This window comes from Mycetocola sp. Y719, assembly GCF_056713205.1.
The window spans coordinates 61,725-77,775 of sequence record NZ_JBWYGY010000001.1; the positions used below are offsets into that span (position 1 = coordinate 61,725).

A 16,051-nucleotide genomic window follows, 5' to 3' on the forward strand; every position below is an offset into this window, starting at 1 on the left:
AACTCGACAGGGAATGGTCTTGGCAGGAACGAAGCCTCTCGAACAGAGCCCCTCACACGGATTCGGGTAACCAAACCGGGGGGCACGTCAGAGAGTCAACCAAATTGTCAGCAGCCCCCACCCACTTCATAGTTATTCTTGCCGACCTTGCTTGGCGCACTCGAATTTCGCTGGAAGGAGCCGTGGGGCCGATAGCCTGCGGTTTATCTACTGTGAAAGGGCAGGGTGCATCGTGAAGCAAGACATCATCTCAGACGTGGGATCCGTGGGAGCCCACATGGGGAGGATCAGCGGACGTCTTGCAGATGCAGCGTCCCGCGCGAGGGCGGAGTCGGCGTGGGCAATCGGCGGAACCGTCGATCGCGAGGCTGCGAATGGGGGCTAGCGACGTGGGGAGCACGCAATGGGGTTGGGATGAAACCGGCCCGGCGTGGGGGACCCGCGCCTATCCACCGAAATCGGGTCAGGACCACTTGGGGCTGGGATCCGTGAGTTCGGATCGCCTGTTGCCGGCGCTCTCGCCGGGAATCAATGTGTTGACGATCCATCCTCGTTACTGGTCGTTCTATGCATGGGTCCTCGATGACTTCTGGCTAGCGGACCTCCCACGAAACCGCGCCAGCTTCCGGGACTTCTATCGCCCGCGCGAGGCTATGTTCTCGATGGCGTGCCAAGTTTGTGAGGCGCCAGAACACTCCACGCTTGTGGCCAACGTCGTCGGCTCCCGACGAGTGTCGCCTCTCGCTTCCGGGCATAGCTTTGACCCGCAGTTCGATTACATCAAGGAGCCCCTTGGCGGCTACGGGCTGTACTACCGTTCAGCCATGGAAGCCACGGGTGCGTTGATCATCGCGACACCCGCAAACGGCTTCCCCTGGGACGCGCCTACTGCTGCCGGAAAAGCGATCGCCAGTTCCTACCGAGATGCGGTTGAAGCGACTCGTCTCGTCTCGCACACGCTTGCGGGAGACCTCGCCGAACAGGTCGACCGCGACAGCCTCGTGGAGTTCGCGGCAAAGGGATGCCTGTGCCAGCTCCGATGTTCGTCGACGCCCGACCTGCCGCTCCTTCAGGATCTCTTTTCGCACGCCGGGGCAGGCCCCGAACCAACGGCTCGTCGAGCGACCCTTCGGCTGATCCTCGACCTCAGCCAAGTCCAGCAGTCGGAAGCAATCACCCAAGACACATTCCGACAGTTGGTCTACTTTCGTCAGATCCAGGGGGAGACCTTCCAGCCACAGCCTGATTTGCTTGAAGTCGCACTCAGGTGGCGCCTCTACCAGGCACGGGAGTATTTTTCGTTCGCGTTGAACCGGCTCTTTGCCTGGGTGGTTCGGACCGGACAAAACGAATCGGACGACGGCCTCGCGGTTGTCCCACTCGACAGCCTCTGGAAACGTATCGACGAAGCACTCGATGGGCAGAAGTTCTCCGCAGATCGGAACCTTGGGGGAGCCGCCATCAAAGGCCCGACCCGCGCCTCGTCCTTCGCGGACCTGCTCGCGATGGAAGTCGGCGCCGAGGCTGGGGTCGGTTCTTGGTGGCCCCGACACGAAACGCTGGACGAACATTCCTTGTTCGAGTCATGCAACAACACGACAGACGACGGCGAGACCGTCCTCGCGACCCTCGCGATCGTGCTGCTGGTCCACCGCAGGCTCGGAACCCCGACGCGAGTCGCCGATCTGATGTCGGATCAGCAGTTCCTTGCCGAGGGTGGTTCGCTGCGGGTCGGAATGGCGCGATTCTTCGCCCAGCTCGGACGCAAACTCATGGCCGGCGTCTCGGTCTCCGATCTGGCCCGATGGATCATCAGCGACTTTGTCATCGTCCAGCACGAGCGCGTTGCCACAGCCAAATTGCCCGACGACACCTTCCGAGTTCGTCGCGTCGGTGGTCACCTTAAGTTCTTCATGCAGGACGCACCGGCCGCTTTCAATGACAGCCGATTCAACGCTCTCAGCACCACTGCTCACGAACTCGGCCTCGTGTCGACGCTACGGCAACCGCACCGCGTGCTAACGAAGACCGGCGAGCAACTCCTGCGCCTCGGAGATCTCCCAGCAGGCGCACTTGCGGATGCCGCCCGACGTTTCGAACCAGCCGAGGATTCCCAATGAGTTCTCGAACAGCGCCGAGCTCACTCGTAGTGCCTGAGCTAATCCAGGGATCCTGGACGAGCGCCGTCATTCTGACCTTCGGGGTCAACCTATCGTTCTTCGAATCCAGCATCCTGCGCCAACTCGACCACGTGCCGCTCCGAGCGATCCTCGTCGATGGTCGAGAACTCGACCTCACCCTTTCGGAGGCTGTCGCCGTCGGCGCCCACCATCGAATGGTGAATCGTACCTATCTCGCCGCGCCGCTACGCCATGCACGAGCAGCGCACGCAAAGGCGATCGTTCTGTTAGGTCCTCACTCCGGACGACTCATAGTTGGATCGGGCAATCTCGGGCAAGACGGCTACGGATCTCCAGGCGAGCTATGGCACGTGTTCGGCTATCAAGACCAACTGGACACCCGGCATTTGTCCGAGTTCGTTGCCGTTCGGGAATTGATCGATCTGATGGCAGCCAAAGGGGTGGTCGATCCACCGACGATCGACTTCCTCGAGACCGTGTGGTCCAAGGCGCCATGGCTGCCTTCGACGAATGAAGACCGCTCATCTGTCAGACACAACATCGAGGTTTCGCTCATCACGCAGCTCGCCGACACCGTGACCTGGCCGGTTGAGGAACTCACGGTGCACGCCCCCTTTCACGACCCGGACTGTGCTGCCCTAGCCGCCCTGATCGCGCAATTCAAGCCGAAGATTGTTCGCGTCCTGCTGTCCCGCGCCACATCGGTCGATACGGCAAAGCTCGCACAGGTGATGACTTCGGCACCACGAGCGAAGTGGCTGCTTGCCGAGGTCGCGGACGACCCAACGACGTATATTCACGCCAAGTGGGTTCACCTCGCTGGAGTGAATAACGAGGTCCTGCTCACCGGATCCGCGAATCTTTCAAGGTCGGCCCTCATGCAAGCCTCCCACTCCGGCAATATAGAGATCGGAGTTATCAGTCAGGGGGCACCCGGCAAGTTCTCGGACCTCTACAAGCACCTCAGCCTGTCGCCGATCGCAGACATCGCCCGGTTGAACTTGTCGTATCACGCGTCGGCGGTCGACGACACCGAGTCACTTCTCCCCAAAATCCTTTGGAGCCGTCTCGACGGCACCATTCTGACGCTGGCCTTCGACCGCGCGATCGGCGGCATGCAGAAGAGCCTCCGAGTCATCAGCACCAACGGTGAGATCACACCAACATCGATCGAGGTTGACGAGCAAATTGTCACCTTAATCTTGAGCGGGATCGACGCCGCGCTGGCGGCTGAGGGTGGCGCCATCACGGTGCAGTTCGGCGACGCAGACTCGGAGGCATCCGAAACGTGGCCGTACCACCTTTCTGCGCTCCGTGCGCGGCTGGACCGCGCAGGCGAGCGAGAAATGCTCCCTCATATTGGATCGTTGCCTGACAAGGACGCGGATCTCTACGTCCTGCTTCAAGAGCTGGAGGAAACCCTCATCTTCGACCCAGTGTCGACGTGGCGGGTGGCGAAATCGAAGCCCGTCGCCGCCAGCCCAGCAGAGGACGACAGCGAGAGCCTGCGTTGGGAAAATCTCGACTGGGCCCGGGTGCGTCGTGACCCGCGCTACACCGGATACTTCGCACGGATGCGCGCCGACGTCGCCCCCACAGACATTCAGGTGGTCCTCGCCGCAATCGGGGTCCGCCTCGGAGATCTCGGCGTAACAGACCACGACGAGCATGACCAGGACGAGACTGACTTGGCTCGGTCGGGCGACAGTTACATCATGGCTGACGACGACGTCGACGACGATGCCTTCGAGGACGAACTTCAGCGGCGTGCACTCCCCATCAGCACCAGGACCCGGATGGCATTCAACCGGTTCGTCGATCGCTATGCAGCTGCGACGCAGGACGAAGCATTCGTGACCGAACTCGGCCCGATCGTCGGCGTCTCCAACGCAGCGATCTTCAACCACCTGCTGGCGGCACTCGTGGCGCGAAACGCGGTAGACACGGACAAGGCACAGGAGGCACAGATCGCGTTATGGACTCTCCTATGGGGTCGCTCGTCCGAGCCCGGCTTGCTGGGTGATCTCACGGATGAAGAACGCCAGGCGGTCGATCAGGTGCTGCACAACGCGCACGTTCGTCAAACAACCCTGAAGGCGCTCGCCGACTGCCGTGGTCGCGAGCTGACCAGCCAACAACGAGCCGACCTGCGAGCCGTCGCGCAGCACCTCATTCTCGACGAGTCATTCGGTCTCGACTCTGAGCTGGTCGAGTCAGTTGGTCCGGCCGCAGGACCTGGCACCGAGCTCCTGCGAAACCTTGATGCCTTGGCTGGCCCCGATACGGCGGACGACGTCGCCGACATAGTTCTGAGTCCGCTCGGTGTCGCCGCAGGGCGGGCAGAGTGGCGAACCGATGACGTCGCCGTAGCCGGAGCTCGGACCCACGCGAAGGTGCTGGCCGTGCATGCGACCGTCCCTGGCTTGACTCACGAACTCGTGAGGCAGGCACTTGCGCGTCTCGCCGTGGCGGCGCGCTTGGCGGGCTGGCCGACCCAGTACCTGCGCATCAGGTTTGATGGCAATGGCAGCGACGTGGGCTTCTGGGACGAGAATGCTTCCACGGGGATCGCCATGGTCAATCGCGACGATCAGGAAATCGAGTCCCTTGCGCCGCCTTGGCCCGCTTGGCGTCTTCGCCTCGAAGAGCTCGCCCAAGTGGCCGGTCGTCATCAAGTCAGAGCGGGTATTGGATGAGGTCAACGCTACTCGACCGTGGTCGCTGGCAAGCCGGCCGCGGGACCCACGGCAGTAGTCCGATGCTATCGCCGTCGCTGTCGCTTTCGCCGTCGCTGTCGTTGACCGAGACACTCATGTGTCGGGGTCTTTTTGCCAATTGAGTTGCGCAAGACCGTTAGCGTTAGCCCTCAGCACTGTGAATGAGAATCAGAAGGAGTATCAATGGCCCTGGATAACGAGGACGCGCTAGCGAAAGCACTCGGCGAATCGTCACTGAAGGATCTTCCCGAAGCAAAGTATCTTGACGTGGCCGCACTCCTTCCAGAGATGTCCGACGAACTTCGACTTAAGATGTTTGAACTCGTCCCGGGGTTCCTTCAGTTCTCGCTTGATGCCATGAGTGCCGCCGAGGAAACTCTGAAGACTACGCTCGCCTCTAATGAAAAGGACCAAGCGGAACTGAGCGCGTCGTTCCGCGAGCTCCAAGCGATCGCGAAGGGGCGTCTCGAGCGCGACGGCATCAGCGAGGAGCACGAGCGGTTCCTGCTCGAGTACCTGATGCAGCTGCAGAGGATGCGAGTCGATGTCAGTACCGAAAACAAGAGGTTCCTTGCCAACGAGGCGAACGCCACGCGCCTCGTTAAGCTGGCGCAGGCTGCGATGCCTGTCTTGGAGACGGCGATCATGGCCGGCGTGCGGGTCATGATCATGCGAGGGCGGATCTAATAGTGAGATCGAAAGGACTCGCTACATTCGTTCGCGGTCAGTGCGGCGCTGCCCGGCGCTTGCCTTTGCAAGCGTGGAGGAGGATCTCGGACTGTTCGAGCGACTGCTCGCACGAAGGCGTTCGAACAATGCGTCAACCCTGTTGCTCCGCTCTCTATGGTGAGCTAATGACCGTGTTTATTTAGCAGCACCATCGACTCTATTTAGCAGCATCATCGACGACCCCGCGCGGGGCCCGCAATGCCGTTGAGCCCATTCGTATGGCCGAAGTCGGGACTGCTGAACCAATCTTCTGTACATTCAGCCCCTTACTTCTCTCTGCCTGCGAATGAGAGGTTTTCAGCGGGTCGAGTGTCAACCGGTGTACCGGCGAGCGATCACACGAATGCGCCTAGTGTCTTACGCACAACCTCGAGGTCGGCGCTGTGGTCCTTCACAATGAAGCGTCCGCGTACGGTGAAGTCGCTCATCGGAATGATGATTAGTGAGAGCCCGCGAGCGGGGATGAGTTCGCGCCGCCTGTCATCGTAGAGGCGGCGTTGCAGCCCTCGATGGACTCCCGAGACAGTGAGCACGTTCGGCTTGTCGAAGTGCTTAACGGCCTCGCTGTGCTGCTTCTCGTGGAACTCGACCACCAAGCTGAGGTTGGGCCAGTATGCGTCGACGGGGAGTGCCTTGCGGCGTCCCGTTTTCGGTGATGCATCACCCGTCAGCCAGTCGAAAGTGTGCTGCCGTTTGCCCTTCGTTCCCAGAGCCTCGTCGCAGAGGTCAAGGACGTAGGTTTCGTTCTCCAGTGCCATGTGTCGAGAGTAGCGACTATGTAAGACCCGCCACTGGACGACATTGCCTCGGTCGGGGCCCTCAGCCCTCACTTGTGGTTGCTGTGACCGAACCTGAATCCGTCCTCACGATGAGCTTCGTAGTGCTGGAGGCGAGGTGCCCAGACGGAGCGATGCTGAAGCGAAGTCGCGACAATATATTGAGAGCGCCAAGGGGTTTAATGGTCATCATTTAGTCATCAAATTCAGCTTCATCTGACCCGAAATGACCGAGTACAATTGGAGGCAGCGAACCGCCCGGTTCCCTGTAAACACAAGGGAATCCGCCAGTTTCCAGAGATTTTCGGTAAAACCCGAGTTTAGGTTATTTCCTTACAAGGGGTCGCAGGTTCAAATCCTGTCAGCCCGACCGAAGGGTTGTTCGCGAAACCACTCAAAAAGAAATCGCTCCTGAGTATTTTCAGGAGCGATTTCGTGTTTTGCGGGCATTCGTGGGCCGAGGGCTTGGTATTCCCCAGTTGTGGACGTCGGAATAGATTGTTTGACTCGTCGCGGCCGCTTTCGGGCGCGCCAAGTTGTTCGGTGTGCGGTGGGTGTTGCCCTCTCGGGCGGTGTGAGGGACGCTGGGAGCGTCTAGAGCCTTCGCGGTGGTCCGCCGGTCTCGTCGGATCCGACTGCATCGGCCCTGCCGCGTCGTCGTGAGTTCCCCGGCCAGGTGTGGCTTTACCCGGCGAAGCAATTCTCGGAGGGGAGGGTTCTCGACGGGCTGCAGGCTGTCATCGATGTGCTGCGGGAAGGCGGTGCTGATGATTACCGCGTCGCAGACTGGCTCGCGGCGAGGACTTCGTTGACGGACCGGAGTCGCACCGTATGGGACGAACTCAAAGAGGATCCCGACCGAGTGCAGCGTGCAGCGCGTCACGACGCGGACCTGTGAAAGGTTCGCCGCTCCTGGGAGGCCCACCCGCCGCCACCGATACCGGACTAGGAACCCCGGAGACGGGATTCATTTGTTCTTGGTTCGAGTCCAGGTACCCCAGCTTATGGAAAGCCCCCGGTCATCCGGGGGTTTTGGCATTTGCCTCCCCGCGTTGCAATCGCTCCCGGTGCCAGCTGATCCAGCGAGGTTTCCGACTCCGCCTCGCCTTTCCGCCTGGTTTTCCGTGCGTCGTGGGGCGAGCGATGGTTTGACGTGAGGGTCGACGTGAATAGGGACGCGATGTTCTTGGTTCGAGTCCGCTGGTGAACTGACTTTTCACGCTCGCCGATCGGAGAGCGGCGGGTAGTCGACGAGGTCGCCCGAGCGATGGGTGGGGCTCTTCCGTCCTGCTCTGCTTGCACTTCGCTGGCGAGCCGTCGCTTAGAAGGACGACCCGCCGGCACCGAAAGCCCGACCGATGGACATTCGAGGACCGGTGCCGGCAGGACGACGTTCGTTGGCTTGCCCGGAACGCGCTGGCAGGCGTGGAGGGGCCGCTGGGTTCCCCTTTGCGCAAATGGTGGCAGCCGCGCACGGCGTTTGGCGCTCTGGGGAGAACGATGACGTCTGGGCGGTGTCCGCAGAGCGGGTGACGCTGCCCGTAGAGCGGGTGACGCTGCCCGTATCGCAGGAGTGAAGCGCTTCCTATCCTTCGGATATCCGCGCGGGATCGACGAGACCCGAACGGTTGCGGTGACCGGCACGGATTTCGGTGATGATGAACACCACTACCAGCACCACCCCGACCAGGATCAAGACGATGTTGCCGAGCTGAGCGATCGACGAGAGCGAGCCAGACGCGGGGTAGGTGCCCTGCATGAAGATGCTGGGATCCGTGCTCGCATGCAGAAGGATAGGCGCGATGATCGTGCCGGTCACGCGCAGGGCGAGGTACATGCAGAAGCCGAAGAAGAATGTGTAGAGCATCTGCAGCAGCGTCGACACGAACGGCTGGCCGGTGAAGAAGTTGAATCCGTGCAGTAGGGCGAACAGCGCCGCGGAGACGAGGCCGACCGCGATCTCGGACTGGCCGGACGAACGCATGATCCGCACGACGTATCCGCGGGTGAGCAGCTCCTCCGAGAAACCGATGAACAAGCCAGCGAGGAGCCATGCGGCGACCCAGTCGAAGCCTGCAGCGGCGTAGTCGATGCTGGCGAATCGCAGAACGTTGAACAGCAGCACGACCGCGATGGCGATCCACATCCAGCCGCCTCCGCGGATTGACTGCCGGGCGAACTGGCTTCGTACCCAACGGAGGCTCGCGCCGAAGCCGACCAGGATGATGCACCCGATCAGAACAGGGACCGCGATGAGAACCAATACATAGCTGGCTGATCCCGCGTCGCCGATGTATGGAACGAACGGGGCCATAAGGAGAGAGGCCGGCTCATAGACGGCGAGGTAGCCGACCGTGAGGATCAGCGCCTTCCACCACCGCCCGTTTTCCCAGAATCGTGCCCATCCTGAACGGTTGGCTGTGTCTTCCATCGCGAAATCCTCTCAATTGTCTCTCAGCAAAATATCAGGCCGGAGATCTGCACCAGCTCAGCCCGCCTCGTTGGAAGTTCCTGTCGGCGAGCGACCGGCTGACACGCGCGATGCGAATCTTTCATCCGACGTCCGCGGATGCCGTTGGCGATCCAGAGCTGTGGGGGAGTGCGATCGGTGCTGCTCCGGTCGGCCGCAGAAGTGCCGGTCGCTGAAGAAGAAAGTCGGCGGAACTGGAGGAAAATCGGGGAGGGCGTGGAGGAAAAGCCGACTCATTGCATCCGTCGACCCGCATGCTGGCGGGTTTCGCAAACAGCCCACCGGTGGGTTATTCGCGAAACCGTTTGCGAAACCACCCGATACCAAATCGCTCCTGAGGATTCTCAGAAGCCATTTGGTGTTTCTGGCCTGGAAGATCAACAACTGCGGCTTGTCAGCGGCTCCCACGATCCGTACTGGTCTACCAGTTGAAAGTCTATGTCGAGGACGAAGCACGCAGTGACTGTGCTCATCTTGGTGGTGTTCACTTCCTGCGGGGCCGACGCCGCTATACGAACTATGCCCGTGATGTGGCTGCCCTGTTGGGCAACATCCTCAACGGCTACCGTGACGGATGTGCCCGCCGAGGACAAACGCGATTTCTTGATCACGTCAACCACGGCGCCCGCATCGAGCGATTCGCGGCGCGGTTGACTACCGTCGCTGTTGTGAAACAGGAGCCATCTAATGTCTTCCTGGAGGCTGTCAACGAAGAGCTCCAACTCCCAGGTAGCTGCCGCGTCTCGAGTCCATGCATCCACCTCCGTCGTTGGCGACCACGTCGCAAGGGCGTGGGGACAGTCGATTGGTGCGGATGTGGTCGTGTCGCCGGTCCGCTCAATCAACGCACACGCCGTGCCCACCACGAACTCCTCGGTGCTGAATCCTCGCTCGGGATCAGGGCTGAAAGGGCCTGGTCCAGGGCCGGGTACGTCCATCCTCCAGATAGCGATCCGAGCTCGATTGGTGGTCGAGTCGATGACGCGATAAACCTCTCCTGAGGACGCAAAGCGTTCACGCAAGTCGGCGCTCGGTTCGTTGAACTCTCGTAAATCAGCCATCGTTGCGACCTCGTTGAACTCAGCGATCTCCGGGATGGACTCACCCAACTCGGCAGAGACCTCTGCCCGCCCATCGCATCCGCTCAACAGCGATGCCAGGGTGACCACTCCGAGCACAACACCGATGGTACGGAGCGACATCGATAATCCGATCGGGCCGCGTTCCGGTACCCCCGCGCCGGCATTCGGCTTGCCGCGATTCACCATGTCAGCCAATAGACGCCGAGGGAGCCCACTGCGGGGCGAGCAATCAGCAGCAGGATGATGACCGCTATTGCGATGGCCAGCCACAGCCACCATCGTCGGGCGGTATTAGCGATGGCCAACGCGATGAGGGTAGGGACGAGAAGATACATGAGGGCCGTGACCAGCAGCGGTACGGTGAACACCGGGGATGCCAGGCCGCTCACCGAGACAATGCCAGCAACCGCGGGTATCAGGGAGACGGCTGTGGTGATGGTTCCAATGCCTCCGACTGCCCAGGCGAGCACTAGCTGGAGGGTGCGCGCGGGTCGCAGCTTGTTGGTGCTCATCACCGTTCGGTGCCACGCAGGCGTGTGGAGTCGGCAATCATGTCGCTGTCACCATCCGCAACGTCGCCGGTCGAGTACGCCATCGAACTTTGCAATTGGTCAGGTCCTTTGTGAGGGGTCACCCGTCCCAAACTACCTCACAAACCTTCCAGACGGTTTGTTTAGCCGAAGCCGCTTCACGTACCCCGCTTGGCCAGCGGCCTGGTGTCGAGCGTCTGAAGAAACTCCGGGCGAATGATTGACGGAAGAATCATCTTCCAAAAGCTCTCAACCCGTTCAGTCAGGTCTCGACGTTGCGATAGGGCGTCACTCGTCAGTTGAAGCCCAGTGATGGCCGATGTAATGACGAAAGCGCAGTCATCGGTTACAACATGGTCGTAGAGAGTTCCCGCCGCCTGACCCCGGTTGAGGAGCTCGGTCACGGCGACGATCCAAGAGTTGTAGCCGTGAGCGATTGAACTTGGTGGGCCAGCTCGATCAACTGTCATTCGGATGCTGGCTCGCATCAACGGATCAGAAACTAAAGCTTCCGCGAACTCATACGAGAGGTCGACGACTCTCTGCATCGGTGAGTCGTCGGTCTCAATGTGACGGTCCAGCCACTCGGCCTGCGATGCGATGATCGCTTCGGCGACCGCCTCCTTCGAGGGAAAGTGGAAGTACAACGCGCCCTTGGTGATGCGGCTCTCCCGCACCATCTCCGCTATCGTCGCGGCGCCGTAACCGTGCCGATCGATGGTCACGGCAGCCCCAACTAGTGCGATGCGCCGCGTATCCACGGCACGTTGCTGCTGGGGCATCTTGGGTCCTCGTTCGCTGGAAACAGCTGAAATCATGGCCCACAGCTGCTTAAGATTCTTCGATCAGCACCCTACTCGCCGCACGCCCACTTGTGGCTGAGCGTCGGCCTCAAGCGGTTGTCGCCGCAAGTCGCCGCAAACCGTACTTTGTACGCTAGCCGAGTCGTGGCGATTCGAGCCCGACTCCGGCGCCTACACGGCGACTCACCCGTTCAAGGAGCGGTCAACCGCTGCGGCCGAGTACTCGCGGTCCACCACAAGGGCGGCGAGGCCGACGGTGGCTCCGTGTTGTCCGAGCGTTGCAAGGCCGACACTCAAGTGGCGGGTCGCTCGAGGAAGGGAACGGGGATAGAGCGTCTCGCGGACACCGGTCAGGAGAGGCGCGGATGCAAGCATCCCCCCGAGGATGACCTCGGCAGGGTTGAGAAGCGACACGACGGTCGCCACGACCCCGCCGATGACCCGGCCCGCCTCCTGCGTCAACCGTGCCGCATCGGTGTCACCCGCTGCGAGGTATTTCCCGACGTCAGAACCGGATGCGGCCGGCTTTCCCAGCTCTGTGAGGGCACGCGCGACGGCACCTCCGGAAGCGACTGCGGCGAGGCATCCGTTGGCGCCACAATGGCACACCAGGTCTTCGTATCCGGCGATCTTGACGTGCCCGATGTCGCCGGCACCGCCATCGGTGCCCCTGTACACATTGCCGCCGAGGACGATTCCGGTGCCGATTCCCGACGACACCTTGATGAAGCACAGCGACCGGGAGTCGGGGTAAGCGGCACGCTGCTCACCCAGAGCTGCGGCGTCAGCGTCGTTCGCGACCAGAACCGGAACCCCGAGCGCATCGCCGAGGTGCTCGGGTATCGGGTAGGCGTCCCAGCCGGGCATGATGGGTGGCTGGCTCGGACGGCCGGTGTCGGGGTCGACCGGCCCTGGCACGCTGATCCCGATCGCTGCGACCCGTGGGCGGTCGCGTTCGTCGAGAAGGGCCCGGGCACGTTCGGCGATGGCATTGAGGGCGACGGCGGGTCCATCGGCGACTGCGACAGCGACGCGCTCCTCTGCTTGCACTCGACCAGCCAGGTCTGTCAGCGCGACCGTCGTGTGAGTCGTTTCGACCGAGGCCGTCACCACGGTTGCGTGTGTGCTGTTGAACTCAAGCCGCCGGGAGGGGCGACCGCCCGTGACGCGTTCGGTCCCTCGTTCGACGATCAGTCCCGAATCGAGCAGAGCATCGATGCGTGATGAGACCGTCATCCTCGACAGACCCGTGAGGTCGAGGACGTCGCCGCGGGTAAGTTTGCCGTGCTCTCGAATGAGCGCCAGCACATCGCCTGGTCCGGGCATTCTCCGACCTCCTATTTCCTGATGTTTTTCATTATGCTTGACAGTTAGACAAAACACACCTAACTTTTATACGTATCGGTCGTGCGAGTGCGGCTGACATCACCCTGCATCAAGCTCAAGGAGGCGCACGATGAAGATCCGATCCACGGCAGTGACCATGATGGCAGTGTCAGCGGTAGCCCTGCTCACAATCACCGGCTGTACATCGACCGCGGATGGCGATGGGGCTGACGATGAGGGCATCACGTTCTGGGTCCAGGAAGACCTGCCCGACCGCGTCGCCGCCACGGAGGCTATCGTCGCCGACTTCGAAGAGGAGTCAGGCATCGACGTGGAGGTGGTTTCAGTCGCCGAGGACCAGTTCGCCCAGCTCATCACGTCGTCGGCCGCAGCAGGCGACCTCCCCGACGTCATCGGCGGCATCTCCCTCCCGCAGGTGCGCACCCTCTCGGCAAGTGAACTCATCGACACCGAGGCCGTTTCAGCCGTCGTCGAGGACCTCGACCCATCGACGTTCTCCGACAAGGCACTCGAGCTCACCGCAGATGGCGACGCACAGCTCGCCGTTCCCAGCGAATCGTGGCTCCAAATGCTCCTGTACCGCACGGACCTCTTCGAGGCAGCCGGCCTGGGCGCACCGGACTCGTATGACAAGATCCTCGAGGCGGCAGAGGCGCTGAACTCTCCTGAACTTGCCGGTTTCGTCGGCGCGACCGCGCCGGGTGACGCGTTCACCGAGCAGACGTTCGAGCAGATCGCTCTCGGGAACGACTGCCAGCTCGTCGACTCGGATGCCGAGATCACTCTCGACTCCGAGGAGTGCGTCGAGTCCTTCGACTTCTACGGCGACCTCATCTCGAACTACTCCGTTCCTGGCGCCCAGGACGTCGACACCACCCGTGCCACGTACTTCGGAGGCCAGGCGGCGATGTTCATCTGGTCGAGCTTCGTGCTGGACGAGATGGCAGGCCTGCGCAACGACGCCAAGCCCACGTGCCCGGAGTGCGCCGAGAACCCGGCGTTCCTCGCCGAGAACACCGGCGTCGTCACCTCGATTGCAGGACCGAACTCTGACGAACCTGCGCAGTTCGGCGAGATCACGTCGTGGACCATCACTGACGGCGCGAACGCGACGGACGCCCAGGAGTTCATCAAGTTCATGATGAGCGACGGCTACGAAGACTGGATCGCCATCGCGCCGGAGGGCAAGGTGCCTGCCCGCTTCGGAACGCCGGACGAGCCCACGCTTTACTCCGACGTCTGGGCCACGCTTCCTGCCGGAGTCGACACGAAGGCTCCTCTCTCGGACTTCTACTCGGCCGATGTGCTCGACGCTATCGCCGCCGGCCCCGCGAACATCGCGCGGTGGGGCATCCCTCAGGGCCAGGGCGACTTGTTGGGAGCACTTCAGGGTGAGCAGCCCGTCGCCAACGCCGTCAGCGAAGTCACCCAAGGCGCCGAAGCCGAGCAGGCCGCGACCACGGCGGCCGAGACGGCGCGATCCGTCCAGGAGTCGCTCCAGTGACCCAGTTGGCAGGAGGGGCCGACCTTACCGGTCGGCCCCCCGTGATCCCCGATGAGGGGCCTGATCGCAGCGCAGGCGGGGCGCCCCGGCGCGGCCGCTCGCGACGCAACCGCGAGGAACGGCGCGCCGGCCTGCTGCTGATCTCACCGACCCTTGCCATCATCCTGATCGCCGTCGTCGTTCCTATCGTCTGGGCCGTCGCACTTGCGTTCCAAAAGGTCAGGCTGATCAACATCCGTGAGACCGGCCTGTTCGGCTCATACACGGTCGAAAACTTTGTCGAGGTGCTCACCTCGCCGGGCTTCCTGCAAGCGCTGTGGACCACGATCGTCTACTCCGTATTCGGCACCGGTCTCGCCATCGGCATCGGGCTCATCGCCGCGCTCGCGTTGCGCAAACCTTTCCGTGGACGCGGAATCATCCGCGCGTCGCTGCTACTTCCGTATGTCGCTCCCGTCGTCGCGGCCACATTTGTCTGGTCGACGCTCCTCAACCCGCAGTACGGCCTGGTGAACTGGTTCGGTCAGACGGTACTCGGATGGTCCGAGCCGGTCGCCTTCCTCTCCCAGAGGTGGCTACCGGTGTCTGTCTTCGGACTCGAGATCCAGGTGCCCATCGCCCTCGTCACGGTGATCTGCTTCGAGGCGTGGCGGTCGTTCCCGTTCGCCTTCCTCTTTCTCACGGCCCGACTCCAGGCGGTGCCAGAATCCCTGGACGAGGCGGCCCGGATCGATGGGGCGACGCCGAGCCAGCGATTCGCGCACATCCTCTGGCCACAGCTCGTCCCGACCATCGCTGTCCTGACCGTGCTCCGCTTCATCTGGACGTTCAACAATTTCGACGACATCTACCTCCTGACTGGCGGGGGAGCGGGAACCCAGGTGGTTGCCGTACGCGTCTTCGACTACATGACGGCCCGCGGCGATATCGGAGCTGCTGCGGCTCAGGCGCTCGTGCTCGCGGCGATCCTCGCGATCCTCGTCACCGTCTACCTCCGGCTCTTCGGACGACAGGAGGAACAGGCATGACCGCCACAGGTCTCGACAAGAGGGTGCTTTCTCGTCCCCAGCGCCGCGGTCTCAACCGCGACCGCTTCGAGAACCGCCTTTTCAAGGTTTTGAAGCCCATCGTGATCGTCCTGCTGATGATCGTCGCGTTGTTCCCGTTCTACTACATGGCGCTGCTGAGCTTCCGGTCGCTGGACTCGCTGCTCCAGAACCCCGGGGCGCTGTGGATTTCGCTCGAAGAGTTCAACCTCTCCACGTACGTCGACGTGCTGACCCCCGTTGCGGATGGCGGCCAGGGCTTCATCGTCTTCATGCGCAACTCGCTGCTCGTAGCGCTGAGCACGGTATTGCTCACGCTGCTTGTCACGATCCCCGGCGCCTACGCGGTAAGCCGCCTGCAGTTCTTCGGCCGCCGCCAGGTTTCAGGGCTCTTCCTTGCGGTGTATTTCTTCCCCGCCATCCTGCTCGCCGTGCCGCTCTTCGTCTTCTTCACGCAGGTGGGGCTTCGTGGATCACTGGTCGCGCTGATCATCGTGTATGTCTCGCAGGTCGCAGCTGTCTCGATCTACACGCTGCGCAACTACTTCGCGACGGTTCCCGTCTCGCTCGAGGAGGCGGCGGCGATCGACGGCTGCGGGCGCCTGCAGACGATGTGGAAGATCAGCCTTCCGCTTGCCATGCCCGCTGTCGTCTCCAACGGTTTGTTCATTTTCATGATCGCCTGGAACGAGTTCCTCTTCGCCCTGCTCTTTCTCGTGGAGAAGCGCGACTCGTGGACCGTCTCGCTCGGCCTCTCGCAGCTCTCGGGCAGCATCGAGGTACCGACGACCGTACTCATGGCCGGGTCCGTCATCATCACCCTGCCCATCATCGTTCTTTTCTTCGCTTCGGAGCGCCTCCTCGTCGGCGGGCTCACGGCTGGTGCCGAAAAGGGCTGATCCTTTC

12 protein-coding genes are annotated in these 16,051 nt (G+C 62.0%); 6 read left to right on the forward strand and 6 right to left on the reverse strand.

The genetic code is table 11. The features are described 5' to 3' along the window. Positions 1 to 488 precede the first annotated feature (488 nt). The 3 genes from AC1M0F_RS00215 (at position 489) to AC1M0F_RS00225 (ending at position 5,545) form a co-directional block, all read left to right on the forward strand. Positions 489 to 2,120: a hypothetical protein gene (locus AC1M0F_RS00215; protein ID WP_480236192.1), complete on the forward strand. Its 1,632-nt coding sequence runs from the start codon at positions 489 to 491 to the stop codon at positions 2,118 to 2,120. Beyond that, complete coding sequence (locus AC1M0F_RS00220; protein ID WP_480236193.1) at positions 2,117 to 4,837, forward strand: phospholipase D-like domain-containing protein; 2,721 nt, start codon at positions 2,117 to 2,119, stop codon at positions 4,835 to 4,837. Before AC1M0F_RS00215 ends, AC1M0F_RS00220 begins: the two co-directional genes overlap by 4 nt. Before the next feature lie 204 nt (positions 4,838 to 5,041). Further along, positions 5,042 to 5,545: a hypothetical protein gene (locus tag AC1M0F_RS00225; protein ID WP_480236194.1), complete on the forward strand. Its 504-nt coding sequence runs from the start codon at positions 5,042 to 5,044 to the stop codon at positions 5,543 to 5,545. A gap of 377 nt (positions 5,546 to 5,922) precedes the next feature. On the opposite strand, the gene AC1M0F_RS00230 is transcribed toward AC1M0F_RS00225, so the two are convergent. From AC1M0F_RS00230 to AC1M0F_RS00255, 6 genes are all read right to left on the reverse strand, one after another. Further along, complete coding sequence (locus tag AC1M0F_RS00230) at positions 5,923 to 6,345, reverse strand: hypothetical protein (protein WP_480236195.1); 423 nt, start codon at positions 6,343 to 6,345, stop codon at positions 5,923 to 5,925. Between the two features lie 1,603 nt (positions 6,346 to 7,948). Then, positions 7,949 to 8,794: a CPBP family intramembrane glutamic endopeptidase gene (locus tag AC1M0F_RS00235; RefSeq protein WP_480236196.1), complete on the reverse strand. Its 846-nt coding sequence runs from the start codon at positions 8,792 to 8,794 to the stop codon at positions 7,949 to 7,951. Positions 8,795 to 9,210: 416 nt separating this feature from the next. After that, entirely contained in the window at positions 9,211 to 10,101 is an 891-nt protein-coding gene (locus AC1M0F_RS00240) for a hypothetical protein (RefSeq protein ID WP_480236197.1), read from the reverse strand. After that, positions 10,095 to 10,427: a hypothetical protein gene (locus tag AC1M0F_RS00245; RefSeq protein WP_480236198.1), complete on the reverse strand. Its 333-nt coding sequence runs from the start codon at positions 10,425 to 10,427 to the stop codon at positions 10,095 to 10,097. Before AC1M0F_RS00245 ends, AC1M0F_RS00240 begins: the two co-directional genes overlap by 7 nt. A gap of 176 nt (positions 10,428 to 10,603) precedes the next feature. Continuing rightward, on the reverse strand, positions 10,604 to 11,227 hold the full coding sequence (locus AC1M0F_RS00250) for a ScbR family autoregulator-binding transcription factor (RefSeq protein ID WP_480236199.1): 624 nt from the start codon (positions 11,225 to 11,227) through the stop codon (positions 10,604 to 10,606). A gap of 204 nt (positions 11,228 to 11,431) precedes the next feature. After that, positions 11,432 to 12,574 carry an ROK family transcriptional regulator gene (locus tag AC1M0F_RS00255; RefSeq protein WP_480236200.1) on the reverse strand — a complete coding sequence of 381 codons (1,143 nt, stop codon included), beginning with the start codon at positions 12,572 to 12,574 and terminating at the stop codon, positions 11,432 to 11,434. Positions 12,575 to 12,704: 130 nt separating this feature from the next. On the opposite strand from AC1M0F_RS00255, the gene AC1M0F_RS00260 reads away from it, so the two are divergent. The 3 genes from AC1M0F_RS00260 to AC1M0F_RS00270 are packed head-to-tail and all read left to right on the forward strand — an operon-like array spanning position 12,705 to position 16,044. After that, positions 12,705 to 14,099, forward strand: a complete 1,395-nt coding sequence (locus tag AC1M0F_RS00260) for an ABC transporter substrate-binding protein (RefSeq protein WP_480236201.1) — start codon at positions 12,705 to 12,707, stop codon at positions 14,097 to 14,099. After that, the gene (locus tag AC1M0F_RS00265) at positions 14,096 to 15,127 is read left to right on the forward strand and encodes a carbohydrate ABC transporter permease (protein ID WP_480236202.1); all 1,032 of its coding nucleotides are present in this window, start codon (positions 14,096 to 14,098) and stop codon (positions 15,125 to 15,127) included. The genes AC1M0F_RS00260 and AC1M0F_RS00265 overlap by 4 nt, the downstream gene beginning before the upstream one ends. Next, the gene (locus tag AC1M0F_RS00270) at positions 15,124 to 16,044 is read left to right on the forward strand and encodes a carbohydrate ABC transporter permease (protein ID WP_480236203.1); all 921 of its coding nucleotides are present in this window, start codon (positions 15,124 to 15,126) and stop codon (positions 16,042 to 16,044) included. Before AC1M0F_RS00265 ends, AC1M0F_RS00270 begins: the two co-directional genes overlap by 4 nt. Positions 16,045 to 16,051: the final 7 nt, after the last annotated feature.